18 protein-coding genes are annotated in these 25441 nt (G+C 66.0%); 4 read left to right on the top strand and 14 right to left on the bottom strand.

Annotated elements, in window-relative coordinates; genetic code table 11:
- Positions 1–66 precede the first annotated feature (66 nt).
- The 9 genes from lasB to bacA form a co-directional block, all read right to left on the bottom strand.
- Positions 67–1563 (bottom strand): M4 family elastase LasB, encoded by a 1497-nt coding sequence (gene lasB / locus LT948_RS05195; RefSeq protein ID WP_003092588.1) that lies wholly within the window; start codon positions 1561–1563, stop codon positions 67–69.
- A 286-nt stretch (positions 1564–1849) separates the two neighbouring features.
- A complete protein-coding gene (gene recJ, locus LT948_RS05190; protein WP_003092592.1) occupies positions 1850–3565 on the bottom strand; it encodes a single-stranded-DNA-specific exonuclease RecJ in 1716 nt (571 codons plus the stop codon).
- Between the two features lie 43 nt (positions 3566–3608).
- The gene (locus LT948_RS05185) at positions 3609–4148 is read right to left on the bottom strand and encodes a YaeQ family protein (protein ID WP_003092594.1); all 540 of its coding nucleotides are present in this window, start codon (positions 4146–4148) and stop codon (positions 3609–3611) included.
- 106 nt (positions 4149–4254) lie between these two features.
- The gene (locus LT948_RS05180) at positions 4255–4947 is read right to left on the bottom strand and encodes a phospholipase D-like domain-containing protein (RefSeq protein ID WP_003092598.1); all 693 of its coding nucleotides are present in this window, start codon (positions 4945–4947) and stop codon (positions 4255–4257) included.
- Between the two features lie 18 nt (positions 4948–4965).
- Complete coding sequence (locus LT948_RS05175; RefSeq protein WP_073656933.1) at positions 4966–10206, bottom strand: DNA repair ATPase; 5241 nt, start codon at positions 10204–10206, stop codon at positions 4966–4968.
- 149 nt (positions 10207–10355) lie between these two features.
- A complete protein-coding gene (locus LT948_RS05170; protein WP_003092604.1) occupies positions 10356–12422 on the bottom strand; it encodes a flotillin family protein in 2067 nt (688 codons plus the stop codon).
- 35 nt (positions 12423–12457) lie between these two features.
- On the bottom strand, positions 12458–13099 hold the full coding sequence (locus LT948_RS05165) for an OB-fold-containig protein (RefSeq protein WP_003092607.1): 642 nt from the start codon (positions 13097–13099) through the stop codon (positions 12458–12460).
- 55 nt (positions 13100–13154) lie between these two features.
- Positions 13155–13850, bottom strand: coding sequence for a PspA/IM30 family protein (locus LT948_RS05160; RefSeq protein WP_003092609.1), 696 nt, complete (start codon positions 13848–13850; stop codon positions 13155–13157).
- Positions 13851–13864: 14 nt separating this feature from the next.
- The gene (gene bacA / locus LT948_RS05155; protein WP_073656934.1) at positions 13865–14485 is read right to left on the bottom strand and encodes a biofilm formation regulator BacA; all 621 of its coding nucleotides are present in this window, start codon (positions 14483–14485) and stop codon (positions 13865–13867) included.
- A gap of 304 nt (positions 14486–14789) precedes the next feature.
- Between bacA and LT948_RS05150 the strand changes: the two genes are divergently transcribed.
- Positions 14790–16019: a CaiB/BaiF CoA transferase family protein gene (locus LT948_RS05150; RefSeq protein WP_003129868.1), complete on the top strand. Its 1230-nt coding sequence runs from the start codon at positions 14790–14792 to the stop codon at positions 16017–16019.
- Between the two features lie 183 nt (positions 16020–16202).
- Here the strand turns inward: LT948_RS05150 and LT948_RS05145 are convergent, their stop codons facing one another.
- A complete protein-coding gene (locus LT948_RS05145; RefSeq protein WP_003092618.1) occupies positions 16203–16487 on the bottom strand; it encodes a DUF3509 domain-containing protein in 285 nt (94 codons plus the stop codon).
- Between the two features lie 306 nt (positions 16488–16793).
- Here LT948_RS05145 and LT948_RS05140 point away from each other — a divergent pair, with 306 nt between their 5' ends.
- A complete protein-coding gene (locus LT948_RS05140) occupies positions 16794–17804 on the top strand; it encodes a poly(ethylene terephthalate) hydrolase family protein (RefSeq protein ID WP_231280962.1) in 1011 nt (336 codons plus the stop codon).
- A gap of 53 nt (positions 17805–17857) precedes the next feature.
- On the opposite strand, the gene thrC is transcribed toward LT948_RS05140, so the two are convergent.
- The 4 genes from thrC to xerD all read right to left on the bottom strand — a co-directional run bounded on the left by thrC (position 17858) and on the right by xerD (position 22589).
- Complete coding sequence (gene thrC, locus LT948_RS05135) at positions 17858–19267, bottom strand: threonine synthase (RefSeq protein WP_003092622.1); 1410 nt, start codon at positions 19265–19267, stop codon at positions 17858–17860.
- Positions 19268–19319: 52 nt separating this feature from the next.
- Positions 19320–20624: a homoserine dehydrogenase gene (locus tag LT948_RS05130; RefSeq protein WP_003109642.1), complete on the bottom strand. Its 1305-nt coding sequence runs from the start codon at positions 20622–20624 to the stop codon at positions 19320–19322.
- 213 nt (positions 20625–20837) lie between these two features.
- Complete coding sequence (dsbC, locus tag LT948_RS05125) at positions 20838–21566, bottom strand: bifunctional protein-disulfide isomerase/oxidoreductase DsbC (protein WP_003117459.1); 729 nt, start codon at positions 21564–21566, stop codon at positions 20838–20840.
- Between the two features lie 126 nt (positions 21567–21692).
- The gene (gene xerD, locus LT948_RS05120) at positions 21693–22589 is read right to left on the bottom strand and encodes a site-specific tyrosine recombinase XerD (RefSeq protein ID WP_003092629.1); all 897 of its coding nucleotides are present in this window, start codon (positions 22587–22589) and stop codon (positions 21693–21695) included.
- Between the two features lie 214 nt (positions 22590–22803).
- Here xerD and LT948_RS05115 point away from each other — a divergent pair, with 214 nt between their 5' ends.
- Both LT948_RS05115 and LT948_RS05110 read left to right on the top strand, forming a co-directional pair.
- Positions 22804–24639 carry a cation:proton antiporter gene (locus LT948_RS05115; protein ID WP_003109643.1) on the top strand — a complete coding sequence of 612 codons (1836 nt, stop codon included), beginning with the start codon at positions 22804–22806 and terminating at the stop codon, positions 24637–24639.
- Positions 24640–24751: 112 nt separating this feature from the next.
- The gene (locus LT948_RS05110) at positions 24752–25438 is read left to right on the top strand and encodes a hypothetical protein (RefSeq protein WP_003092633.1); all 687 of its coding nucleotides are present in this window, start codon (positions 24752–24754) and stop codon (positions 25436–25438) included.
- Positions 25439–25441 lie beyond the last annotated feature (3 nt).

Below are 25441 nucleotides of genomic sequence, written 5' to 3'. Positions count from 1 at the left end.
GCGGAAGACGGCTTGAGCGGCCCCGGCCGGCATTCCTTCCTGGAGTGCCGGCCGGGGCCACCGAGCTTACAACGCGCTCGGGCAGGTCACGCCGACGGTGCTGAACGCCCGGGTGACGTCAGCCGCCGAGTAGTTGCGGTTCTGCGCCGAGCTAATCACTCCACAGGCACCGCTGTTGTAGTTGCTGGTGGCGGTCCAGTAGTAGCGGTTGGCGTCGACGAACACCTCGAAGGCCTTGCGGGTATCCCAGCCCGGCGAGTTGGCCAGCAGGTAGAACGCACGGTTGTACACGCCGCTGGAGTGGTGCACGTCGATACCGTTGTAGTACTGCGAGGCGTTGTCGATGGATCGCCCGTCGCGGCTGGGCTGGTCCATGTAGCGCAACGCACCGCTGCCCTTCTTGATGTCGTAGCCGATCAGGAAGTCGTTCTTGCCGCGCATGTAGAACTCGGCGGCCTCGCCGGCCATGTCGGAGAACGCCTCGTTCATTCCGCCGGATTGCCCGCGGTAGATCAGCCCGGAGTTCTGCTCGGTGAAGCCGTGGCTGACCTCGTGGGCCGCCACGTCCAGCGACACCAGCGGATAGAACATGGTGGCGCCGTCGCCGAAGAGCATCGCCGTGCCGTCCCAGTAGGCGTTCTCCACGCTGCGCCCGTAGTGCACCTTCATGTACAGCTTGTGGGTCAGCGGGCTGGTGCCGAACCAGTCCCGGTACAGGTTGAACACCACGCCGCCGAAGAAATGCGCGTCGTTCAGCGGCGAATAGGCGCCGTTGACCTGCTTGTAGGTGTTGGTCGGGCAGGCGAAGCGGAACGGCGTGGTCTTGCTGTCGTTGGTGCTGCCGTTCATATCGACGGTGATGACGTTGCCGTCGTCCATCTCGCAGCGGTCGTTGACGATCAGCGGACCGTAGTCGCTACCGTAGGTGTACTTGCCGATCTTCTGGTTGCCACCGGGGCCGCCCGCCTCGGCGTGGGCCAGGCCTTCCCACTGATCGAGCACTTCACCGGTCTTGGCGTCGATGACGAAATGCGGCCGCGACAGTCCCTCGCCGGGAATCAGGTAGGACACGTTGTAGACCAGTTGGGCGATGTTGTTCTCGCCCAGGCGGATCACCAGTTCCACTTTGTCATTCTCGGTCTTGCGGCCCTGGGCCTTCAGGCTCTTGGCCTGGGCCAGCACCTGCTCGGCGGATACCGCCGCGGTGGTGCTGCCCGGCAGGTCGGCGGCGATGTTGGCGACGAAATGGCCGCTGCGCCGCGCCGCCACGCTCTTGCCGGGACCCTTGACTTCGGTGATGGCTTCGCCGACCACCCGTACGCCGTTGTGGAATTGCTCGTAGCGGGTGACCTGCTTGCCGTTGGGCAGGGTCGTGCTGCGGATCGCTTTCAGTTCGTCGGCACCGCCGGCGCCGACCGCGGCTTGCAAGGTGACCGGGCCGGGCGCGCCCTGGGCAGCCTTGCTGGGGAGTTTGGACACGTCGATCAGGTCGGCGGCAAAAGCGGCCGGCGAAACACCCATGATCGCAACGAACAACAGGTCAAGCGTAGAAACCTTCTTCATCTTGTTCAGTTCTCCTGGTTTTTTCAGGCCGAAGTACTCGGCCGACGCTTACCGCCGCCTTGTGGGCTGATCGGAACAGCCGTATCAGTCCTTCGGGTAGAAGGAACTGCACTCCCCTGGCTCGGTCCCGTTTTCGACGGTGCTTTCGTGTACCAAAAAGAACCCGCGGCCAAACCTGCCAGAACTGGCAGGTAGCCTTGATTTCGCCGGAAATCTGTATGTTTTCGCTGGAATAGCTAGCAGAAAAGCAGGTGGCAGCTAGGTTGCCCCCAGCCCCGGGACGCGCTCAGCGAGGGGCCATGTGGACGATCATCAGTTGCACGCTTTCCTGGCCGCGGAATTCGTTGACGTCGAGCTTGTAGGCCAGCTCGGCCCAGCGCACGGTAGGGTTGGGCCACTGCTCGCGGTCGATGTTGAAGGCAATGCCATCCAGTTGCAGCGAGCCGCATTCGCTTTTCAGCACCAGCTTCAGGTGACGCTCGCCGACGATCCGCTGCTGCACCAGCTGGAACACCCCGTGGAACATCGGCTCGGGAAAGTGCTGGCCCCAGGGACCGGCCTGGCGCAACGCACGCGCCAGCTCCAGGTGGAATTCCTGGATGCTCAACTGGCCATCGGAGAGCAGGCGCCCGGCCAGGTCCTCCTCGGCCAGTTGGCGGCGTACTTCGGCATCGAAGGCGGCGGAGAAAGCGCCGAAGTTTTCCTGCGGCAACGATAGTCCGGCAGCCATCGCGTGGCCGCCGAACTTGCTGATCAGCCCGGGATGACGGGCGGCTACCGCGTCCAGCGCGTCGCGGATGTGGAAGCCGGGAATCGACCGTGCCGAGCCTTTCAGGCTGCCGTCGCCGGCATCGGCGAAGGCGATGGTCGGCCGGTGGTAACGCTCCTTCAGGCGCGAGGCGAGGATTCCGATCACGCCCTGGTGCCAGTCGGCGTCGAACAGGCACAAGCCGAACGGCAGTTGCTCCAGGCTCAGCTCCTTGAGCTGCGCCAGCGCCTCGCGCTGCATACCCTGCTCGATGGCCTTGCGGTCCTGGTTCAACTGGTCGAGCTGCACCGCCATGTCGCGGGCCAGCGCTTCGTCGTCGCAGAGCAGGCATTCGATGCCGAGAGACATGTCGTCGAGCCGACCCGCCGCGTTCAGGCGCGGACCGAGGATGAAACCCAGGTCGGTGGAGGTGATCCGTACCGGAGGCCGCCCGGCCACCTCCAGCAGCGCGCGCAAGCCCGGCCGGGCGCGGCCGGCGCGGATGCGCGCGAGGCCCTGGTGGACCAGGATGCGGTTGTTGGCATCGAGCGGCACCACATCGGCGACGCTGCCCAGCGCCACCAGGTCGAGCAGCTCGGCGAGGTTCGGTTCCTTCAGCCCGCGCCGGGCGAACCAGTCCAGCTCGCGCAGGCGCGCCCGCAACGCCAGCATCACATAGAAGATCACCCCGACCCCGGCCATGGCCTTGCTGGGGAATTCGCAGCCCGGCTGGTTGGGGTTGATGATCGCATCCGCCGCCGGCAGTTCCGGGCCAGGCAGGTGGTGGTCGGTGACCAGCACCTTGAGCCCCGCGGCTTTCGCCGCCTGGACGCCGTCCACGCTGGAGATGCCGTTGTCCACCGTCACCAGCAGGTCGGGACGCTTCTCCAGGGCCACGCCGACGATCTCCGGGGTCAGGCCGTAGCCGTACTCGAAGCGGTTCGGCACCAGGTAATCGACCCAGGCCGCGCCGAGCATGCGCAGGGCCAGCACGCCGACGCTGCTGGCGGTGGCGCCGTCGGCGTCGAAGTCGCCGACGATGAGAATCCGCTGGCCGCCCTCCAGGGCATCCACCAGCAGCGCCACGCCCTCCTCGATGCCTTTCAGCCGCTGGAAGGGAATCAGCCGCGCCAGGCCCTTGTCCAGCTCCTCGGCGCAACGCACGCCACGAGCTGCGTACAGGCGTGCCAGCAATGGCGGAAGGTCGCCGAGATCGGGCAGGGTTTCGGGCAGGGGGCGGGGTTCGATACGCATCAGGTCACTCGTTCGGCTCGACGGAAGGAAACGGCGGCGGCGATCAACGCTCGCCCTGCAGCCATTCCAGCTGCAACTCGTGCTGGCCGTTCTCGTCGGTGACGAACAGGGTGCCCTCGCTGATCATCACGGTCCAGTTGATCGAACGCGGCAGGTCGCGGGACAGGCTCTCCAGGGGTTCCTGGGGCACTGCCGCGACGTTGATGTTCTTCAGGCTGCGCACGCTGTCCAGCACCTTGGTCTGCCAGACCCGCAGGTTGCCATAGGCGAGCAGGCTGAAGCGCTCGCAGCGACGCGAGCACCAGGTGATGCGCTCGGCGTCCGGCTGGCCGACTTCGATCCAGTGCAGGACCCGGCCGTCCAGGCTCTTTTCCCAGAGCGCCGGTTCGTCCACGTCCGACAGGCCACGCCCGAAGGCGATCTGCTCGCCGTACCACAGCACGTAGGCCAGCAAGCGCACGGCCAGGCGCTCCTCGGTCTCGGAGGGGTGCCGGGCCACGGTCAGGCGCAACGTCTCGTAGACCCCGCGGTCCAGGTCGGTGAGGGAAATATCGGCTTTATAGGGCGTGGATTGCAGGGCCATGGGAATACCGGCGTGGGAAGCGAAAGGGCGCAAGTCTAACCTGAAACCCGCCCGCGTGCGGTCCGCCGGCCGACCGCCTGCCCTGCCTTTCTCGCGTCGCTGCCGCTCAGCGCGGGGCGTAGCGGCCCCAGAGTTCCTCGAATTCGCGCCGATAGGCGCCGATCAGCACGGCGTCGTCGGTTACCAGCAGGTTCTCTTCGTTGTTGACGCTGGCGCTGCGGGTCCAGTTGAAACTGCCGTTGAGCAGCCAGGCGCCATCCACCAGGGCGAACTTGTGGTGCATGTGGAAGGGACTGTCGTCGATTCGCAGCGGCACGCCGGCCTCGCGCAGCGCATGGATGTCGCTGCCTTCGTCGAACTGCTTGTCATCGTCGCTGATGATCCGCACCGGAACACCGCGCCGATGGCAGGCCAGGATTTCCGCACTGAGCTGGTCGTCGGAGATGGTGAACACGCAGATGTCCAGGCTCTGCCTGGCCTGCCGGCACAGTTCGCGGATCTTCCGCCGACACTCCTCACCGGGACTGAAATAGGCGCTGGCGCGGCTGCGCGGCGCCGCCGCGGTAACCTCCAGGGTGCGCACCACCTGCTCCAGCCACTTCAGGGCGGCTATCCGTTCGCCCTGCTCCTCCACGAGGACCAGCTCACGCACCAGGTCGAAGGCACGGTTGCGCAGGAAACGCACCTGGTCGGGCGCCAGCTCGCTGCCCAGTTGGCGCAGTTCGTCCCGTTCCTCGTTGCTCAGCTTCAGGTCGGCCAGGCTGTCGCGCAGCTGGCGGTCCAATCCGTCGAAGTCCATTTCCCGCTCCTCGTGTCCTCAGGGTTGATCGTTCTCCAGCGGCCTCTGCTCGCCGCCCAGCAACCGGCCCAGTTCGTCGAGGCGGCTGGATATCTCGTTGATGCGGTTGTGCGTGCGCAGGTCGACGTCGATCTTGCGGTCCATCACCTTGATCAGCGGCAGGAAACTGTCCTGCAGGCAGGCGGCAAGGCTCTCCAGCACCTGCTGCACGCCCGGCTGCGCAGGCGCCGTCACCTCGACGTTCAGCGCCGGCGCGCCCTGGCCGAGTTGGCGCAATCCAGCCAGCAACTCGTCCCAGGGCGCCGGTTGTACCGGCTGGGGTTCGTGAGCCAGGCCACGGACGCTTTCCACCAGATCGTTGAGCTGCGCCACCAGCCGTCCGCCGACGTCGGCGTCGCTGCCGCCCATGGACTTGTTGCGCAGGAAGTCACGCTTGATCTGCGCCCAGCGCTCGGCCTGCTCGGGGCTCTGGTTGCCGCGCAGTTCGGCGAGCTTCAGCAGGTTCTCCTCGGCTCCGGTGGTCAGCAGTTGCGACTCGCCCTGGTAGTGGTCGGCGATCAGTTGCAGCAGCTCGGCATCGTTCATCACCGCGGAGATCTTCTCCGCCATCTTGTTCATGTTGCGGTAGCTGCCCTGCAGCTTGAACGGCGGCTCGCTGCGGTACTGGTCGGCCTGGGCGGCGCTGGCGATGTACTGCTGGTTGACCTTGAGCACCACGTCGCGCACCTGCATGAGGCGTTGCAGGGTGCTGCTGATCTCGTTGATCTCGGCACCGCTGTAGCCGTGGGCCAGCTCGTTGCTGGAGAACGGCTTGCCCTCGGCCTTGGCGACGAAGCGATAGACGTCGGCCATGTCGCGGGTGGCCAGCGGCGCGAGAACCGGGTTGGAGGTCAGGGCGTTCTCGATGTAGCTGAGGGAGAACGCCTCCTGCATGCCGCTGAGGGTGTCGCCGAGGTTGTAGATGTCGGCGCGGTTGGCGAGCATGTCGGGAATGCGGAAGACCTCGCCGGACTCGGTGTAGGGGTTGCCCGCCATCACCACGCAGAACTTCCGCCCACGCATGTCGTAGGTCTTGGTCCGGCCCTTCCACACCCCTTCCACCCGGCGCGTGCCGTCGCAGAGGGAGATGAACTTCTGCAGGAACTCCGGATGGGTGTGCTGGATGTCATCGACATAGAGCATCACGTTGTTGCCCATCTCCAGCGCCAGGTTGAGCTTCTCCAGTTCCTGCCGCGAAGTCGCGTCCGGCGCCTGCCCGGGGTCGAGCGAGCGCACCTCGTGGCCGAGGGCAGGACCGTTGATCTTCATGAAGATCAGCCCCAGGCGGTGCGCCACGTACTCCATCAGGGTGGTCTTGCCGTAGCCTGGCGGGGAGATCAGCATCAGCAGGCCCATCAGGTCGGTGCGCTTGTTCTCGCCCACCGTCCCCATCTGCTTGGCCAGGTTGTCGCCGATGACACCCAGGTAGACGTCATTGATCAGCTTGTTGCGAACGAACGAGGACAGCGGTCGTGGCTTGAACTCGGCCAGGCGCAATGCCTCGCGTTCACGCTCGACGATCTCCTGGCGCAGCGCCTGGTAGCGCCGCAAGCCTGGCAGGAACTGCTGGCGATGGCGACGCAGGCGGCCGAAGAAGTCGTCCACCGCCAGCGCCAGGCCGCGTTCGACGATGCGCGGATGCTCGCCCATCAGGCCGTCGACCTGGAAGCGCAGGTCGACCTCGGTGATCCGTTGTGGCATCTCCTCGTCCAGCAACGAGAGCGCCACCGCCTCGTCCAGGTAGGCCGCCAGCGGTTGGAACTCGGCGTCGCCACATAGTCCGCGCAGCCAGTTGCCGGCCAGTTCCCACTGGGCGGCGGGCCGCTCGCCGAGACGCTCCAGGGTCTGCCGGTAGTCGTCCCATAGACGCGCGCCTTGCAGGCGCAGCTTGAGTCCTTCCTGCAATTGCCGGGCATATTTGCTGAAGGTGAATTCGGGACGCTCGGCGGACAATTCCCAGACCAGGTACTCGGCCGCCTCGTCGATATGCTGCGGGTCCAGCGCGATGGGCTGTTCGGCGAGCAGCGCACGCATCGCCGCGGCCACTTCGCCGCGAAGGGCGAGCAGGCCGTCGTCACGACCGAACATCTGCTGGATGCCGCGGCTGCTGCGTGCCCGCTCGGGCCAGCCGGCGACCTCCCGCTCCTCGCGCCGGCGGCTCCAGAACAGGCTGGCGAAAGCCCGCGCCGAGGGCGCGTAGCGTAGCAGTCCGGCGCTCTCGCGCAACGGCAGCAGGCGAACCAGGATCGCCGCCGCATCGTGGTCGTGAATACCTTTCTCGTAGCCCTCCTTGTAGCGCGGCGCGGCGAAATCGCGGATCGCCCGCGCCAGCTCGTCCGGCTGCGCCAGCAGCGCCTGCAAGCGCTCCAGGCTGAAGCCATCGCGGCCCGCGTCGGCGGCGGCGAGCACTTCGCCGGCGAGATATTCGGCGCGGTACAGCGTCTCCGATTCGGACTCCAGGTTCACCTGCCAGAACCCGCGCAACTCATCGAGCCGCGGGTCCTGCAGCGGTTCGAGGAAATCGGTGCCGGTCAGGTGCAGGTACAGCGCGTCGCCGCGCGGCATCAGGGTCAGGTCGAGTTCCTGGGTGTTGACGCTGAAGCGGTGGCGCGGGCCCAGGCGGATGACGTCGCCGCCCTCCTCGAACAGCTCGCTCTTGTCGCGCAATGCGCGGACCGCCTGGTCGCGCGCGGCCTTCAGGCGCGCCTCGACGTCGTCGGCCTTGACGCTGTCCTTCAATTCGCGAAGACGTTCGGCCAGTTCGCGCAACTTGAGGATCAGCGGGTCGGCGGCGAAGAACGCGTTCAGTTCCTCCGCCTGGGTGAAGCGCGCGGTGCGTCGTTGCAGGCTGTCGAGGATTCGCCGGGCGGCGTCGAGCAATCCCTGGGCCTTGCGCTGGCGCTCGTCGAGCAGGGTCTGCTTGTGCGCCTCGAAGGTTTCCAGCAGCTCCTCACGCTTGGCCAGGATGTCGCCGAGGAACTGCTCATGGTCGCCGAACTGGCTTTCCAGTTCCTCCAGTTGCACCAGCAGGCGCGACAGTTGCTCGTCGCAGCGCTCGGGGTCCTGGGCCTGGGCCAGGGCGTTGGTGATGCCCTGGCCGAAGAGTTTGAACTGGGCACCGAACTGGGCCACGGTCTCGCTCGAACCGAGTCCCTTGCGCCGCTGCTCGGCGCGCGCCTTGGCCTGGTTCAGGCGGGCGTAGATCTCCGAGATCGACTCGATGATGCGGGTCCGCTGGGTCGCGTCGTCGATGCGCAGCGAAGCCATCAGCGAGGACAGCATGTCGAGGTCGCCAGCCATCGCCTCCAGGGCCGCCAGCGGCTCGCCGAGCTGGGCCACGGTCTCGGCTTTCTGCGCCTCGCCATCGAGGCTCTGCAGGCGCTCCAGCAAGGGCTGCAGGGCCTGTTCGCTGGCGAGGAAGGTCGCAGTGGCGGCGGCCACCCGCTCGTGGGCCGCGAGCAGTTCGGCCTCCATGGCGTCGAGTCGCGCCACGTCGATGTAGCGGTACTCGCGGATGGTCAGCAGCAAGCCACGCTGGGCGGTGATGCCGTTGAGCCCGTCGACGAACTGCTGCACCCGGTCCCAGCCGTCGGGCAGCAAGCCGGAGAGCAGCGCCTTGTGCCGCTCCTCCGCGTCGACCATCGCCTGGGCCGACTGGCGGCGGATACTCTCGACCTTCTCGTATTCGTCGAGCACCAGCTCGGCGGTCGCCGCCACTTCGCGCAACAGCGGCGCCAAGCCGTCCAGTTGGTCGCTGCCGAGCCAGTGGTAGACGTCGAACAGGCGCTGGGTGTTCTGGCACAGCAGCGAGTAGCGCTGGATCGAAACCGCCGGAGTCTCGATCTCCCGGCACAGGTCGTAGAGGTCGGAGACGCCGCGCACCAGCTCGGCATTGCCGATCCGCCCGAGGAAACCGCTACGCGCCGGTTGGCGGGCCGCGTACTCCTCGGTGCAGAACGGCGTCTGCCAGACCTGCATTGGATGGATGCGGGTCGGTTCCTCGCCTTCGGCGGCGAAGATCACCATGCGTCCGTCCTCCAGGCGCGCGTAGCCGTGGCCGAACAGCGGATTCTGCAACTGGCGGTTGATCAGGTTGTAGGTGAGCAGCACGTTCCGCCCCTGCTCGGGATGGTAGAAAACGTACTGCACGTCCTCGCCGTTGGGCGAGCGTACCGAGCGCTTGAAGCGCATGCCTTCCATGGATTGTTCGAAGGTGCGGTACTCGCCGTTCTGCAGGTAGTAGCCGCCGGGGAAGATGATCCCGTGGTCCTCCGGCAACTGGATGCAGGCCAGGCCGATGGCGTCGATGCGCTCGACCTTGCCGGTCAGGCTGTTGAACACCAGGTAGCGCCACTGCTCTTCGCGATAGGGCAGGACCTTGAGCAGCAGCAGGCTGCCGAGGCGGGCGAATTCAACCTGCGCGTCGTCCAGCGACTGGGTCTTGTCCATCACCTCTTCGCGATAGATGCCCAGGCCGACCTCGGTGTTGTTCTCGACCTTGATGGTCAGGTCGCCACCGATGGTCTCGACGAACAGGGTGTCGAGGATGTTCAGGTGCGGGAAACGGCCCTCCACCACCATCTCGCGGGTAGCCCGCTGCCATTCGAAGTCGAACGGTGCCGGCAAGGCGATGTCGCGCTCGCCGCGGTTGTCGATGTAGCGGACTTCGCTGCCGTCGCTGGAGATCGACCAGCGGAACACGCGGATGTCGGTGATCCGCTCGCCGATCTGGAAGCTGGCCAGCAGCTTGCCGTCGCGGATCGCCAATTGCAGCAGGCGGGTGTTCTTGTAGTAGGTGTAAAGCTCGTTGAAGTCGTTGACGAAGCCCGGCGCGGCGAGAAAGCTGTCCCCCAGTGGCACAGGCTCCGCCTCGTAGCCTTCGCTGCCCTCCACCAGGCGGTAGAGGGAGAACACGTCGGCCACGCCGGTTTCCTTGCGCAGGCCGATGAACACGTTATAGCCGAACAGCAGGCAATCGCCGACCTGGACGATATCGCGGGCGATGCAGTTGTTCTCGGTACGGATGCGGACCCGGCCGATCACATCCATCTGGCTGTCGCCGAACTCCTCCAGGCGACTGGCGTTGAGCCTTTCGGCGGTCTGCCGCAGGCGCTGGCCCTGCTCCAGCAGACGCTTGTGCAGCACCTCGTAGGCGCCGCCCTCGGCAACGGCCTTGTCCAATACGTCCTGCGCGGGAGTTGCGGCTTGAGTGTCCGACATCCTGGTCTTCCTGGGTCTACGGCGGTCATCGATGGAAACCGGCCCGAGCGGCCTGCCCCGGGCGCAGCCAACAGGCCACGCCAGGTGCTGCGCCGCTCAGGGCGCGGGCGGAACGCCTCCGCAGTTGGCGGAGGAGGCTGCGGGTCGACTCAGACTTCCGCCGCCGGCTCGTTCTCGTGGCCGCTCTTGCGTTCCGGCACTACCGCAGCGGCTGCGCCACGGCCGTTGAGCAGGCGGGCGAGGACGTCCTGCACCACCGGGCTCTTGCCGACCACACCTTCGATGGCCTTGCCCACCGACAGCGACTTGGCGAAGGAGTTGAAGAAGTCGCCCTCGCCGCCGACGATCTCGATGTTCGCCTTGCCCAGCGCGGTGGCGAGCACCTCGGCCTGGTCCTTGGCGATGTCCTTGTTCGCGGCGATGGCCGCCATGGCCTCCTCGAAGCTCTTCTCCAGCTGCATGCGGAACTCTTCGTGCTGGCGAGCGCTGTCGCTGAGGGCATCCAGGGCGCCGAACTTCTTGCCAAGCCCCTCGGCCTCGGCATTCAGGCGCTGCAGCAGTACTTCCGCTTCCGCGCTGCCCTGGTCCTTGGTGGCCTTGGCCTTGGCCGCGCCGAGCTGCTCCTCGCCGCGCGCCTGGGCGCCGAGCTTCTCGGCCAGCACCTTGGCTTCGGCCAGGCCGTCCTTCTCCTTGGCTGCGGCCTGCGCCTCGAGCACCCGGGCGTCGGCCAGGCCGCGCTCCTCGTCGCCCCTGGCTTCGGCGATCAGTTGTTCGGCACGTACCCGCGCCGCTGCCAAGCCATCCTTTTCCTTCGCCGCAGCGGTGACTTCCAGCACCCGCGCATCGGCCAGGCCCGGCGCTGCGCGCTCGGCCTCGATGCCCTCGGCCAGACGCTTCTTCGCCTCGGCCTGCTTCGACGCCGCTTCCAGCTCGGCCTGCGCCATGGTGTTGATTTCCACCGCCTTGTGCTTGGAACGGGCCTCGTCGGCTTCCGCCTGCTTGACCTGGCGTACCAGCTCCTGCTCGGCTTCCGCCTGGGCCTGCAGCAGGATCACCTGCTTGACCCGCTCGGCCTCGGAAACCTCGCGCACCTCCTTGATCCGCTCCTCCTCTTGGGCCACGGTCTTTTCCACCGCGACGCGCTCGCGAATCACATTGGCGATGTTCTTGCGCTGCTCTTCCAGCGCCTTTTCCTTCTCGATCTTCTGCAGCTCCACCTCACGCTCGCGGGCGACGATCTCCAGGTCCTTGGCGCGGGTGACCTTCTCCACCTCGATGACCACCGCGCGCTGGCGGTTCTGCTGCGCCACCTCGACCTCGCGCTGGTGGTTCTCGGTGCGCACGTCGATTTCCTGCTGCGCCTGGATCCGCGCCTGCTCGGCCTTCAGCCGCTCCTCTTCCTTGACCCGCGCGGTTTCCGCTTCCTCGCGGGCACGGATGGTCTCGATCTCGCGCTTCTGCCGGGCCTCGGCGTCAGCCTGCTGGCGCTCCAGGGCCAGGGCCGCCTCGCGGGTCTCGACGTTCTTCTTCTTGATCGCCAGCTCTTCGTTGCGCTCCAGTTCGTTGGTGATGACGTTCTGGGTGGCGGTCAGCTCGGTGATCTTGCGGATGCCCTCGGCATCGAGGATGTTGCTCGGGTCCAGCGAGTTCTTCGCGGTCTGCTCCAGGTAGTCGATGGCGACGTCTTCCAGTACGTAGCCGTTCAGGTCGTTGCCGATCACCTCGATGATGCGGTCACGGAAGTCCTGGCGATTCTCGAACAGCTGGACGAAGTCGAACTGCTTGCCGACGGTCTTCAGCGCCTCGGAGAACTTGGCGTTGAACAGCTCGTTCACCGCCGAACGGTCGGAAGCACGGTCGACGCCGATGGCCTTGGCCACCTTGAGCACGTCGTCCTGGGTCTCGTTGACCCGCAGGTAGAAGGCAACGGTGATGTCCGCGCGCATGTTGTCGCGGCAGATCAGGCCGTCCTTGCCGCGCCGGTCGACCTCCAGGGTGATCAGCGAGATACGCATGAACTCCTTCAGGTGGATCACCGGATAGACCAGCGCACCGGTGAAATGCACCTTGGGCGTCGACGACATGTCGTTGACGATCAGCGCGGTGCCTTGCGGGACCTTGATGTAGAAGGCCTTGAACAGGGCCAGCAGGCCCACGACCAGCAGAACGACCAGGCCCACTCCCAGCAGGAGGGGCATCAGCGACGTCATATCCATAGCAGCAGTTCTCCTTGATTCTCACCGAGCCCGGGTCAGATACCGCGGAACTCTTCCTCGGTAACGACCCGATAGGCGTGCTCCGCCTCCAGGTACTCCAGCAGCACGACGCGATCGCCGCGCTTGAAGCCTTTGTTTTCTTCCGCACGAACTTTCAGGATCAGCCCGGCGCCGCCGTCTTCCAGCAACGCCTCGCCATGTTGCAGGGTGACCCGCCCGCTGCGCACCACCGCGACCTGGCCCAGCACCGACTTGCTGCTGGTGCTTTCCAGCTTGCGGAACAGCGGCCGCAACGGCCGGCACAGCGTGGCCGCCAGCGGCGCCGCCAGGAACAGCGCGCCCACCGCCACCACGGCGCCCAACGGGTAGCGCAGCCAGCCGAGCGACAATGCGCTGAGCAGCCACAACTGGACGAAGTAACAGAGGAACCAGGCGAAGAAGGACAGCAGGGTCAGCACCAGGGTGACCGGTACGCCGTTGAGTTTCAGCTTCGCCAGCAGCGCGGCGAGGCCTTCGGCCTGGCCGGCGCCATCGACGACCGACTCGGCGTCGAGATCGAGCACATCGATCTCGACCATGCCCAGGGCGACGATGCCCCAGTAGATGATCGCGAGGATCAGAAGAAAGCTGAACAGCACGGTCGGAAACGACAGCGCCGTCTGCAGGAAACCTTCCATTGTCGCTCTATCCCTGAAAAACGGGCCCGGACGCCTTCGCCGGGCCGCGGGCCTATCAGGCCTTGCCCTTTTCCTTCAGGCGCGCCAGCACGCCATCCACGCTGTTGCCCGAGGCCTTGATCCCGGCCGCGCGCAGCTTGGCGTCCAGCGCATCGTCCGGCGCCGCCGCGCTGGCCAGTTCGGCCGCGGCATCCATGGTCGCCGCGCGTTCGGCCTGGCGCTGCTTGATCCGCTCCAGGGAGTCCACCGCGGTCTGCAGCTTGCTCTTCGAGTTGCCATAGCGCTGGGCAACGGCCATCTGCGCCTTCTGCACGCTCTCGGTGGCCTTGACCGTATCCACCTGTTGCTTGAGCTGGCGGATGTTGCCTTCGGCCTGGCTCACCGACTTGCGCAACTGGGCTACGCTGGCGGCGAATTCCGCGACCTGGGCACGCTCGCCCTCGAGCTGGTTCTCCAGGGTCGCGATCTTCTCCGCGACTTCCCGGGCCAGCTCCTCGTTGCCGGCCTCCAGTGCCTTGATCGCGTATTGCTCGTACTCGGCGACCTGGGCCGCGCCCTTCTCGACGCGCTCCTGGGCCAGGCGGTGGCGGGCCATGATCGAGGCCAGCGCTTCCCGCGACTTGCGCAGTTCGACGTCGGCGTCGCGGATCTCCTGGTCGAGGATGCGCAGCGCCTGGCTGTCGACGATCGCCTCGCCAACCTCGTTGGCTCCGCCGCGCAGGGCGCTCAGCAGCTTGCTCCATACCGTCATGATGGTGTCCTCCCTCAGGCCCGGGCTTTCAGGTAGCCGGCGTAGACTTCCGTGGCGCGGATCACGTTGCCGGCCAGGGTTTCGATTTCGTGCAGCACGCTGGCCAGCGACGAAGTCGTGCTCAACGCGCCGAACATGCTGTAGCAGCGCTCCTCGCCCGGCAGGTTGAGCAGGCCGATGCTCGACAGCGGGAACAGTTGCCGGCTGAGCAGGACCTCTTCGTTGAAGGCGGTCGCGTCGGTAACGTCGCTTTCCGGCCAGAGCAGCGCCTCGACGATGATCTGCTCGCCCTGGGGCGCGACGAACACCGGCAGGTCGCCGTATTCGCGCATGATCACGTAGAGACTCGCTTCCACCCCCTCGATCAGCTCGATCTGGGCCTCGCCGCTGCTGAACAGCTCGGTGCCGCTCAGGGCCTCGGCCAGCGAGCGAGCGTTCCATACCCGGGCTTCCGTCATGTCTTCCTCCTTCTCCAAATGAGCCGCTCCGGCAGCCGGGCGACGCAGCATCCGCTCGATGCCGGCGAGCGCCGCGGCGTTCTCCGGCAAGATCCAGACTTCCTTCTTCACCAGGCCCTGCTCGCGCAGGCGCTGGCGAAAGACACGCTGATAATGGGCTGATGATTTCCGTTGCATGGACTCACACTACGAGATCACATGTAAGATTTCAACAGCTCACATGTAATAAAATCCAACGCACGCGCATATCTACGCCGGGCCGGCCGGAGCATGGAAAAGAAACACGGGGAGGAAAGAGAGAAAGAAATGGCACGAGGGGCCTCCCTGGCTCGGTGTCTGGCGCGCTACATCCTGTATCGACTCCCGCATTAAACCCTCTATGCAAAAGGAATTGAAGGACCGCCGGGCATATCGGGAAAAAACGGGAAACGTCTCACCCTACCGCGGCACCCGCCCGCACCGCCGGCAAATGCTCTAGGCTATGCGCACACTGCAGCCTGACGGACACCGCATGGAACATTCGCCCAAACCGCTGGCCGGCCTGAAGGTGGTCGAGCTCGGCACCCTGATCGCCGGCCCTTTCGCCTCGCGGATCTGCGCCGAGTTCGGCGCCGAAGTGATCAAGATCGAGTCGCCCGACGGCGGCGACCCACTGCGCAAGTGGCGCAAGCTCTACGAAGGCACCTCGCTGTGGTGGTTCGTTCAGGCACGCAACAAGAAATCCCTGACCCTCAATCTCAAGCACGCCGAGGGCCAGGCGATCCTGAAACGCCTGCTCGGCGATGCCGACATCCTGATCGAGAACTTCCGCCCCGGCGTACTGGAAAAGCTCGGCCTGGGCTGGGATGTCCTCCACGCGCTGAACCCGCGCCTGGTGATGGTGCGCCTGTCGGGCTTCGGCCAGACCGGCCCCTACAAGGACCAGCCGGGCTTCGGCGCGGTCGGCGAGTCGATGGGCGGACTGCGCTACATTACCGGCTTCGAGGACCGCCCGCCGGTTCGCACCGGGATTTCCATCGGCGACTCGATCGCCGCCCTGTGGGGCGTGATCGGCGCGCTGATGGCGCTGCGACACCGCGAGGTCAACGGCGGAGAGGGTCAGATGGTCGACGTCGCCCTCTACGAGGCGATCTTCGCCATGATGGAAAGCATGGTTCCGGAATTCGACGTGTTCGGTTTCATCCGCGAGCGCACCGGCAACATCATGCCAGGCATCACCCCCTCCTCCATCCACACCAGCGCCGATGGCCGCCACGTACAGATCGGCGCCAACGGCGACGCGATCTTCCGCCGCTTCATGCAGGCCATCGGCCGCGACGACCTGGCCAGCGACCCGCGACTGGCCAGCAACGACGGGCGCGATGCGCGCCGCGACGAACTCTATGGGGTTATCGACCGCTGGGTCGCCTCGCAGCCCCTGGAGGAAGTGCTGGCGGTGCTGGCGCGAGCCGAAGTCCCGGCCAGCCGCATCTACTCCGCCGAAGACATGTTCCGCGATCCGCAATTCCTTGCCCGCGAGATGTTCCTCTCGGCACGCTTGCCGGACGGTAAGCCATTCCGCATGCCTGGCATCGTGCCCAAGCTGTCCGCCACGCCAGGCTCGGCGGATTGGGTAGGCCCGGAACTGGGCGAGCATACCGATGCCCTGCTCGCCGAGCTGGGCTACGACAGCGAGGGCATCGCCGCCCTGCGCCGGGAAGGCGCCATCTGAACGGTACGCGGAGCCCTTCATCGGTGCTCCGCGGACAGGGCGGCCCCTCTCCCCTATCCAGCCAGGGAGAGGGGGTTATCCGCACGCTTCCACGAGCATGGCGCCATCCGGCAAGAGCCGCTGCACCGGCGCGCGCCTTCGCCTGACCGCCCGATGCGCAACGCGCCCTCGAACGAGACGGCGCTAGCGCGACGAATACAGCAGCACGTGATCCCGCTCGCGGAAGGTCGCCAGCACGTCTTCCTCCATCCGCCCGACCAGCACCTGCAATTCCCGGCGAATGGTCTGCACGGCATCCTCGAGATAGCTTTCGTCGTTCAACTGCACCTTGGCGATGACCCGCTGCAACAGGGTTTCCCCCTGCGGATCGACCAGCGTGACCACCCGTCCGCCATCGGGCCGGGGCTGGCTGAGGGTGAAGGGATGGGGAGCGAAGGCATCGGCCAGTCGTTGCTTCAGGCTGTCCAAATCAGGTCTCCTGTTTCGACGATAAGACTCGTCAAAGACCGAAAAAACGCGAATAGGGTTCGTCGATGCAAGCATTTACCGGACTAACGGCAGCATCTGGCGAAAGGCCACGAGCCGGCGCAAATAGCCATTCGAGCTGAGCCAGGCCAACGCAACGATCAGCCCGCTATAAGGAAAGCACCGGGAAAAACTCCAACCATCCCACCCTCGCGCAACGCCTTCACCTGCTTGAAATTGCAGTATCCGGCGCGTCCGTCAGGCAGTAACAACGAGACTTCCCCCTGCGTGTCGAACAGCGAGGATCTCATGACTGCCTTCGCATCCCCCCGCGGCGCCTGGCGCGCCTTCATCCTCGCGCTGGCATTCGCCGCCGGCACGGCACAGGGCTCGCTGCTGTTCGGCGCCGTCGGCCTGGCCAACGACCAGTACGCGCGTCCGGTCGCCGACACCGAGATCGCCAGCACCGCCGTGCTCGCCGATTGTCGTGGCTTCGTCGGGACCATCGCCAGGATCGTCCTGCTGGACGGCTCGATCCGCTGCAACGAGGCTTTCCCCTATGGCTTCGCCAGCCCGATCAGTACCAGCGTCTACTATCCGGCGGACATCACCGCGGCCGACGCCAAGCTTCCGGTCATCACCTTCGTCGGCGGCATACTTTCCAACGCCGGCAACTATCACGAACTGATGAAGCTATGGGCCAGCCACGGCTTCATCGTGGTGATCTCTTCCGACTTCATCAACTCCTTCCCGCTGATGCACGCCCTCGGCATCCTCGAGGTCGCGAAACTGGACAGGGACCCGGCCTCGGCCCTGCATGGCCGGGCCGACTTTTCCCGGACGCTGGTCGCCGGGCACTCCGCCGGCGGCCAGGCCACGCTGCAGAGCGCCAGCCTCTCTGCACAAGCCCTGCAACTCATCGAGCCACGGTTGAAGCTGGTCGGCGCCCTGCCGATCGAGCCAGGCCCCCTGGCCATCGGTTCCACGGTAAAGACCCCGACCCTGCTGCTGACCGGACTGGCCGATGTGGTCGTGCCGCCGCTCAGTTGGCCGATCCTCTGGCAGGGCCCGTTGATCCGCGACGTGCCCGCCTGGGGCGCCACGGCCACCACGGCGACCCACTTCAGCCCGCTGCGACAGATCGAGTACAACGAGTTCGCCGGCATCAGCGTCGCCTGGGCGCTGTACCAGGGAAAGAACGATGCCCAGGCCCGCGACTATTTCGTCGGGCGCTACTACAAGCTGGCCAGCGACATCCAGTTCAACGACCCGCTGAGACTGCTCCGCCCCTCGCGCAACAAACTCGCCGCCGCCCTTTGAGAAGACATGAAAAAGCCCGCCATCAAGGCGGGCTTCTTCCTTTCACGACAGGCTCAGAGCGGCTTGCCGCGATTGCCGTGCTGGCTGACGAAGGCCTGCACCTTGGCCAGCTCGTTCGGCAATACGGTGCAGCGCTCCTCGCGCTCGAACAGGTCGGCGAGGTGCGCAGGCAGCGCCGGCGCCTGGCCGATGCCGGCCTTCTCCACCGCTTCGGGGAACTTGACCGGGTGCGCAGTGCCCAGGGTCACCATCGGCACGCTCAGGCTGCGCCGGCATTCGCGGGCGGCACGCACGCCAATGGCGGTGTGCGGGTCGAGCAACTCGCCACAGGAGCGGTATACCTCGGCGATGGTCTCGCAGGTCTGCTCGTCGCTGACCGCCAGGGAGTCGAACAGCTTGCGCGCCTCGGTCCAGCGCTGGTCTTCCACCGACAGCTTGCCGCTGGCCTTGAAGGCATCCAGCAGTTCGGCGACGGCCTTGCCGTTGCGGCCGTGCAGGTCGAACAGCAGGCGTTCGAAGTTGGACGAGACCATGATATCCATCGACGGCGACAGCGAGGGATGCAGGGTGTCCTTGTCGTAGCGGTTGCCGCTCATGAAGCGGTGCAGGATGTCGTTGCGGTTGGTCGCGACGATCAGCTGGCTGACCGGCAGGCCCATGTTGCGCGCCAGGTAGCCGGCGAAGATGTCGCCGAAGTTGCCGGTCGGCACCGAGAACGCCACCGAGCGATGCGGCGCGCCGAGCTGCAGCGCGGCATGGAAGTAGTAGACGATCTGGGCCATGATCCGCGCCCAGTTGATCGAGTTCACCGCTACCAGGCGGGTACCCTTGAGGAAGCCCTGGTCGGCGAAGCTGGCCTTGACCATCTCCTGGCAGTCGTCGAAGTTGCCTTCGATGGCGATGTTGTGGATGTTGTCGCCGAGGATGGTGGTCATCTGCCGGCGCTGCACCTCGGACACGCGGTTGTGCGGGTGCATGATGAAGATGTCGACGTTGTCGCAACGGCGGCAGCCTTCGATGGCCGCGGAGCCGGTATCGCCGGAGGTGGCCCCCATGATCACCACGCGCTCGCCGCGCTTGGCCAGCACATGGTCGAGCAGGCGGCCGAGCAGTTGCAGGGCGAAGTCCTTGAAGGCCAGGGTCGGGCCGTGGAACAGCTCCAGCACCCATTCGTTGCCATTCAACTGGCGCAGCGGCGCCACTGCGTCATGGGCGAAGACGCCGTAGGTTTCCTCGAGGATCTTCTTGAAGTCGGCATCGGCGATGCTGCCGGCGACGAACGGGCGCATCACCCGGAAGGCCAGCTCGTGGTAGGGCAGGCCGACCCAGGAGGCGATCTCCTCGAGGGTGAAGCGTGGCAGGTTTTCCGGGACATAGAGGCCGCCGTCGCTGGCCAGGCCGGCGAGGAGGACATCTTCGAAGTTCAGGGCGGGCGCTTGGCCGCGGGTGCTGATGTAACGCATGTTCAAAACCTTCGCTGTTGACGCGGGCCCGCGAGCGGCGCCCGGCGTTCGATCAATTCAGTTGTTCGACACGGATACGGACCACCGGCCCGGACACGCCTTCCAGCGCTTCCAGGGCGGCGATGGCATCGTTGATGCGTTGTTCGATGACCCGGTGGGTAACCAGGATCATCGGCACCAGGCCGTCCTGTTCCTCGGCCTCCTTCTGCATGATCGATTCGATGTTGATGCCGCGCTCGGACAGGATGGTGGCCACCTGGGCCAGTACGCCCGGGTGGTCCTTGGCCTGGATGCGCAGGTAGTAGGCGCTTTCGCAGGCTTCGATCGGCAGGATCGGGTGGTCGGACAGCGCGTCCGGCTGGAACGCCAGGTGCGGTACGCGGTTCTCCGGATCGGAGGTCATGGCACGGACCACGTCGACGAGGTCGGCCACCACCGAGGAAGCGGTCGGCTCCATGCCGGCACCGGCGCCGTAGTAGAGGGTCGAGCCGACGGCGTCGCCGTTGACCATCACCGCGTTCATCACGCCGTTGACGTTGGCGATCAGGCGATCCGAGGGAATCAGGGTCGGGTGCACGCGCAGCTCGAAGCCGCTCTCGGTGCGACGCGCCACGCCCAGGTGCTTGATGCGATAGCCGAGGGCGTCGGCGTAGTTGACGTCGGCGCTGGTCAGCTTCGAGATGCCTTCGGTGTAGGCCTTGTCGAACTGCAGCGGAATGCCGAAGGCGATCGAGGCGAGGATGGTCAGCTTGTGGGCGGCGTCGATGCCTTCCACGTCGAAGGTCGGGTCGGCCTCGGCATAGCCCAGGGCCTGAGCCTCGGCGAGCACGTCGGGGAAGGTACGGCCCTTCTCGCGCATTTCGCTGAGGATGAAGTTGCCGGTACCGTTGATGATCCCGGCCAGCCAGTTGATGCGGTTGGCCGACAGCCCCTCGCGGATCGCCTTGATCACCGGGATGCCGCCGGCGACAGCGGCCTCGAAGGCGACGATCACGCCCTTCTCGCGGGCCTTGGCGAAGATCTCGTTGCCGTGCACGGCGATCAGCGCCTTGTTCGCGGTGACCACGTGCTTGCCGTTCTCGATGGCCTTGAGCACCAGCTCATGGGCCAGGGTGTAGCCGCCGATCAGCTCGACGACCACGTCGATCTCGGGATTGCACGCTACGTCGAAGATATCGGCGGTGATGGGGGTCGCACCGGTATCGCACTTCGGGTTCGGCCGGCGGGCGGCGATCTGCGCAACCTCGATACCGCGCCCGGCACGGCGGGCAATCTCCTCGGCGTTGCGTTCGAGTACATTGAAGGTACCGCCACCGACGGTCCCCAACCCACAGATGCCTACTTTGACCGGTTTCACGCTGGAACTCCCCATCTCACCTACGACGGCCGGACGCGCCGGCCTGCTATGGTTCCCCGAGCGAATCGAGGTTGACGCGACCACTGTACGGGCCACGACGCATCCTGGCGATGGATTCCGCCAGCGGGCGGCGGAAATCGCCAATGATGAAAACAAAAGAGCCGCACATTACGAAGCGGCTCTTTATTAGTCAATTGTTCGGCAGGCCCGGCGCTACTTGGCCTCCAGCGCCAGCTTGGCCAACTGCTTGGCCGGCTGGTAGCCGGGGAGCAACTGGCCGTTGGCGAGGACGATCGCCGGCGTTCCCTGCACCCCGACCATCTGGCCCATCTGGAACTGCTTGTCGACCGGGTTCTTGCACTCGGAAGACTTGACCTCCTTGCCGTTCATCATGGCGTCCATCGCCTTGGTCGGCTCCTTCGCACACCAGACCGCCTGCAGTTGCTTGTCGCCCGCCGACTGCGGCCCCTGGCGCGGGAACGCCATGTAGCGCACCTCGATCCCCTGCTCGGTCAGGTCCGGCACCTCGGCATGCAGCTTCTGGCAGTACGGGCAGGTGGTATCGGTGAACACCGTGATGTGCGCCTTGGCCTGGCCCTTGGCCGGATACACCACCATCTCGCTGGCGGGCACGCCGTTGATCGCCTTGGCGATCGCCTGGCTCTCGGCCTTCTCGGTCAGGTTGACCGGCTTGCCGTCCTTCACCTGGTAGAGGTAGCCCTGCATGACGAACTGGCCGTCGGCGCTGGCGTAGAGCACCCGGCCGCCCTTCAGCTGCACCTGGTAGAGCCCCTGCAGCGGGCTGCTGGCGATGGAGTCGATGGGCAGGTCCGGTTGCAGGGCCTGCAGGGTCTTGCGGATGTTCTGATCGGCATTGTCTGCCAGGGCCAGGGTACTCATCAGGCCGAGGGCGGCAGCAGCCAGAAAACGGGTCACGCGCATGTGTCACTCCTGTCGTGCGGTCGGCGAAGCCTACCATAGACCGCTATCCCGACGGGCCCGACGCTTGTCGCAGAACGCTACGAAAGCGCCTCTTTTCGGATAGGTACGGATTTTTCGGACAAAGCGTCAGCCTCGCGGGTGGTGGCGTGCGTGCAGATCCTGGAGGCGGGCCCGGGCGATATGGGTATAGATCTGGGTGGTCGACAGGTCGCTGTGGCCGAGCAGCATCTGCACCACCCGCAGGTCGGCGCCATGGTTGAGCAGGTGGGTGGCGAAGGCGTGACGCAGGGTGTGCGGCGAAATCGACGTGCCGATCGCCGCCACCTGCGCGTGATGCTTGATGCGATGCCAGAAGGTCTGGCGGGTCATCTGTTCGCCGCGCAGGCTGGGGAACAGCACGTCGCTGGGCCGCCCGCCGAGCAGGTCGCCGCGGGCCTCGCGCAGGTAGCGTTCGAGCCAGCCGATGGCTTCCTCGCCGAGCGGCACCAGGCGCTCCTTGCTGCCCTTGCCGAAGACCTTGACCACGCCCTGGCGCAGGTTGACCTGCTCCAGGGTCAGGCCGACCAGTTCGCTGACCCGCAGGCCGCAGGCATACAGCACTTCGAGCATGGTGCGATCGCGCAGGCCCAGCGGGTCGTCGACTTCCGGCGCCGCCAGCAATGCCTCGACGTCCGCTTCGGAGAGGGATTTCGGCAACGGCTTGCCCAGTTGCGGCAGGTCCACCTGCAAGGTGGGATCCTCGGCGATCAGGCCGTCGCGCAGGCAATAGCGGTAGAAGCCACGCAGGCCGGAGAGGAAGCGCGCGGTCGAGCGAGCCTTGTAGCCCTGTTCCAGGCGCCAGGCCAGGTGATCGAGGATGGCGTCGCGGCCGATGCCCTCCAGGCGCAACCCGCGGCCATCGAGCCAGGCGTTGAACTGCTGGAGGTCGTTGCGATAAGCCTCGCGGGTGTTGTCGGCAAGGCCTTTTTCCAGCCACAGGGCATCGAGGAAACGGTCGATCAGGGGATGTTCGAGGGTACTCATGGATGAAGGCTGCGAACCAAATGAAAGCGCGGCTAGTCTTTCATAGCCTGGGCGCTATCGCGAGCGTTGGCCGTCATCGCCACGTAATGGTTAGTCAGGCCGGTCGACAGGAGGTCGGCCGGCTTCCCGTGCCCGCGGGAAAAAGCGGAGCCATGTGGCTCGATGGTTCGCCCCGGCTCAGGACGAGCGGAGCGACGCTGACAAGGAATCCTCGATGGACCAGAACGCTATCCTGCTCGCCCTCGGTGGCATCGGTGCCGCCGCCCTGCTCAGTCAATGGCTGGCCTGGCGCCTGCGCCTGCCAGCCATTCTTTTCCTGCTGCTGTCCGGGATCGTCGCCGGCCCCCTGCTCGGCTGGCTCGATCCGGACGAGATGTTCGGCCCCCTGCTGTTCCCACTGGTATCCCTGGCAGTGGCGCTGATCCTCTTCGAGGGCAGCCTGACCCTGCATTTCAGCGAATGGAAGGAAATCGGCACCGTGGTGCACCGAATGGTGACCATCGGCGCGCTCTCGACCTGGGGCGTGATCGCCCTGGCCGCCCACTACCTGCTCGACTTCAGCTGGGAAATGGCCCTGCTGTTCGGCACCCTGACCCTGGTCACCGGGCCCACGGTGATCGTCCCGATGCTGCGGGTGGTCCGGCCCAAGGCCGCGGTGGCGAACATCCTGCGCTGGGAAGGCATCGTCATCGATCCCATCGGCGCCCTGCTGGCGGTAGTGGTGTACAGCTTCATCATCTCCAGCGGCGAAGGCGACGGCTGGCTGCACAGCCTGCAGACCTTCGGCGGGGTGATCCTCTGCGGCAGCCTGTTCGGCATCCTCGGCGGCTGGGCGCTGGGCATCGTCCTACGCCGCCACTGGCTGCCGGACTACCTGCACAACCTGGCGACGCTGGCCGCGGTGCTGGGCGTTTTCATCGCCTCGAACCGGGTGATGCACGAATCCGGACTGCTCGCCGTCACCCTGATGGGCATGGGCCTGGCCAACATGAAGGGCGTCGACGTACGGCAGATCCTGCACTTCAAGGAAAACCTCAGCGTCCTGCTGATTTCCGGCCTGTTCATCCTCCTGGCCGCGCGCCTGGACATCAATGCCCTGCTCGGCCTGGGCCCGGCGGCGCTGCTGGTGTTGCTGCTGATCCAGTTCGTCGCCCGGCCGCTGAACGTGGCGCTGTCGACCTGGGGTTCGCCGCTGAGCTGGCGCGAGCGCGCCCTGCTCAGCTGGATCGCCCCGCGCGGGATCGTCGCCGCGGCGGTCTCGGCGATCTTCGCCATCCGCCTGGGCGCCGAAGGCCATGCCCAGGCGGCGCTGCTGGTGCCACTGACCTTCCTGGTGATCATCGGCACGGTGGTCCTGCAAAGCGCCACCGCCCGCCCCCTGGCGCGCCTGCTGAAGGTCGCCGAGCCCTCGCCCAGCGGCTACCTGATCGTCGGCGCCAATCCGGTCGGGCGCGCCATCGGCAAGGCCCTGAAGAGCCTCGGCAGCCGCGTGCTGCTGACTGATTCGAGCTGGGAAAACATCCGCGCCGCCCGCATGGACAACCTGCCCACCTATTTCGGCAATCCCACCTCGCAGCACGCCGAAGCCCACCTCGACCTGGTCGGCATCGGGCATTTGCTGGGGGTTTCTCCGGCCGGCGAGCTGAACACCCTGGCGGCCATGCGCTTCCGCCACGAGTTCGGCCATCGCCAGCTGTTCGGCCTGCCGACCAGCCAGGAAGCCAAGCGTACCGACAAGCACCGCTCCAGCGACGAACACCGTGGCCGCCCGCTTGGCCAGCGACCGCTGACCTACGCGCAGTTCGCCAGCCTGCTGTCGCGCGGCGCCGAAATCCGCACCACCCTGCTCACCGACACCTTCGGCTGGAACGACTACCAGGCGCTGCACGGCGAGTCCGCGATCCTGCTGTTCGCCCGCGATCCGAACGGCAGGATGCACGTCGCCACGCCACAGTCCACGCTGGCGCCGGGCACCGGCTGGACGCTGCTGTCGCTGATCGAGGCGGAACCGTCAGTCAGCAAGTCGCAGGCCACGGAGATCGCCGACTAGACTTCAACGAACCGACGAAAGACCGTCGTCACCCTATCCAAGGTTGGGTGACAAACGAAGCCCACGAAGAGGATGATTGCATCTAGCCATCATCCTCTTTTTTCATCAGGTCATGACCATGTCCAATCAACAACATTCCCGCCTGGGCCAGATCCTGATCAACAAGGGGCTGATTAGCGCCGCCCAACTGGACGCCGCGATCCAGGCGCAGTTGAGCAACCACAAGCGCCTGGGCGAAACCCTGATCGAGCAGGGCCTGCTGAGCGAACGGCAACTGAAGAAGGCGCTGAAGAAGCAGACCAACCTGCGCCTGGCCGCGACCCTGGTCGCCGCCCTGCTCAGTCCGTTCCAGATGGCCAGCGCCGACATCCAGCGCATGCAGCCGCCAGCGGCCATGAGCCGCCAGGAATTGCCGAAGAACCTGCGTCCGCTGACCGACGTCGAGATGAGCAACGTCAACGCCCAGGGCCTCAACGAAAGCCTCGAGGGCCTGTTCCTGAAGGCCGAGGGCGGCGACGGCCTGGCCGCGGTGAAGCAACTGGCGAAGCTGGTGATGCCGGTGCTCGACAGCCTGGAGGCGGAAACCTCGATGAGCGACGTTCGCTACGAAACCGGCAAGACGCAAAGCACGCTCAACCCCGACGGCTCGGTCAACCTGCGCCTGCCGAGCAGTATCGGCGAGGTGCGCTTCGACAATATCCGCATTGCCGGCGCGCCGCGCGAGCAGACGTTCGGCAGTGTCAGCCTGCAACAGATCGACCTGTCCCAGGCTTCCCTGAAGATCAGCCTGCGGCCCTGATCC

Origin of the sequence: Pseudomonas sp. CP-1, from assembly GCF_021213715.1 — a bacterium.
In the GTDB taxonomy this organism is placed as follows: Bacteria; Pseudomonadota; Gammaproteobacteria; order Pseudomonadales; family Pseudomonadaceae; genus Pseudomonas; species Pseudomonas aeruginosa.
The sequence above is the reverse complement of the archived record's forward strand: the minus strand, read 5'-3'. Positions and strand labels throughout refer to the sequence as shown.

Excerpts from the sequence above, each read along its gene's own strand:
- lasB (WP_003092588.1), bottom strand. The coding sequence starts at position 1,563 with ATGAAGAAGGTTTCTACGCTTGACCTGTTGTTCGTTGCGATCATGGGT.
- recJ (WP_003092592.1), bottom strand. The coding sequence starts at position 3,565 with ATGCGTATCGAACCCCGCCCCCTGCCCGAAACCCTGCCCGATCTCGGC.
- LT948_RS05185 (WP_003092594.1), bottom strand. The coding sequence starts at position 4,148 with ATGGCCCTGCAATCCACGCCCTATAAAGCCGATATTTCCCTCACCGAC.
- LT948_RS05180 (WP_003092598.1), bottom strand. The coding sequence starts at position 4,947 with ATGGACTTCGACGGATTGGACCGCCAGCTGCGCGACAGCCTGGCCGAC.
- LT948_RS05175 (WP_073656933.1), bottom strand. The coding sequence starts at position 10,206 with ATGTCGGACACTCAAGCCGCAACTCCCGCGCAGGACGTATTGGACAAG.
- LT948_RS05170 (WP_003092604.1), bottom strand. The coding sequence starts at position 12,422 with ATGGATATGACGTCGCTGATGCCCCTCCTGCTGGGAGTGGGCCTGGTC.
- LT948_RS05165 (WP_003092607.1), bottom strand. The coding sequence starts at position 13,099 with ATGGAAGGTTTCCTGCAGACGGCGCTGTCGTTTCCGACCGTGCTGTTC.
- LT948_RS05160 (WP_003092609.1), bottom strand. The coding sequence starts at position 13,850 with ATGACGGTATGGAGCAAGCTGCTGAGCGCCCTGCGCGGCGGAGCCAAC.
- bacA (WP_073656934.1), bottom strand. The coding sequence starts at position 14,485 with ATGCAACGGAAATCATCAGCCCATTATCAGCGTGTCTTTCGCCAGCGC.
- LT948_RS05150 (WP_003129868.1), top strand. The coding sequence starts at position 14,790 with ATGCGCACACTGCAGCCTGACGGACACCGCATGGAACATTCGCCCAAA.
- LT948_RS05140 (WP_231280962.1), top strand. The coding sequence starts at position 16,794 with ATGACTGCCTTCGCATCCCCCCGCGGCGCCTGGCGCGCCTTCATCCTC.
- thrC (WP_003092622.1), bottom strand. The coding sequence starts at position 19,267 with ATGCGTTACATCAGCACCCGCGGCCAAGCGCCCGCCCTGAACTTCGAA.
- dsbC (WP_003117459.1), bottom strand. The coding sequence starts at position 21,566 with ATGCGCGTGACCCGTTTTCTGGCTGCTGCCGCCCTCGGCCTGATGAGT.
- xerD (WP_003092629.1), bottom strand. The coding sequence starts at position 22,589 with ATGAGTACCCTCGAACATCCCCTGATCGACCGTTTCCTCGATGCCCTG.
- LT948_RS05115 (WP_003109643.1), top strand. The coding sequence starts at position 22,804 with ATGGACCAGAACGCTATCCTGCTCGCCCTCGGTGGCATCGGTGCCGCC.
- LT948_RS05110 (WP_003092633.1), top strand. The coding sequence starts at position 24,752 with ATGACCATGTCCAATCAACAACATTCCCGCCTGGGCCAGATCCTGATC.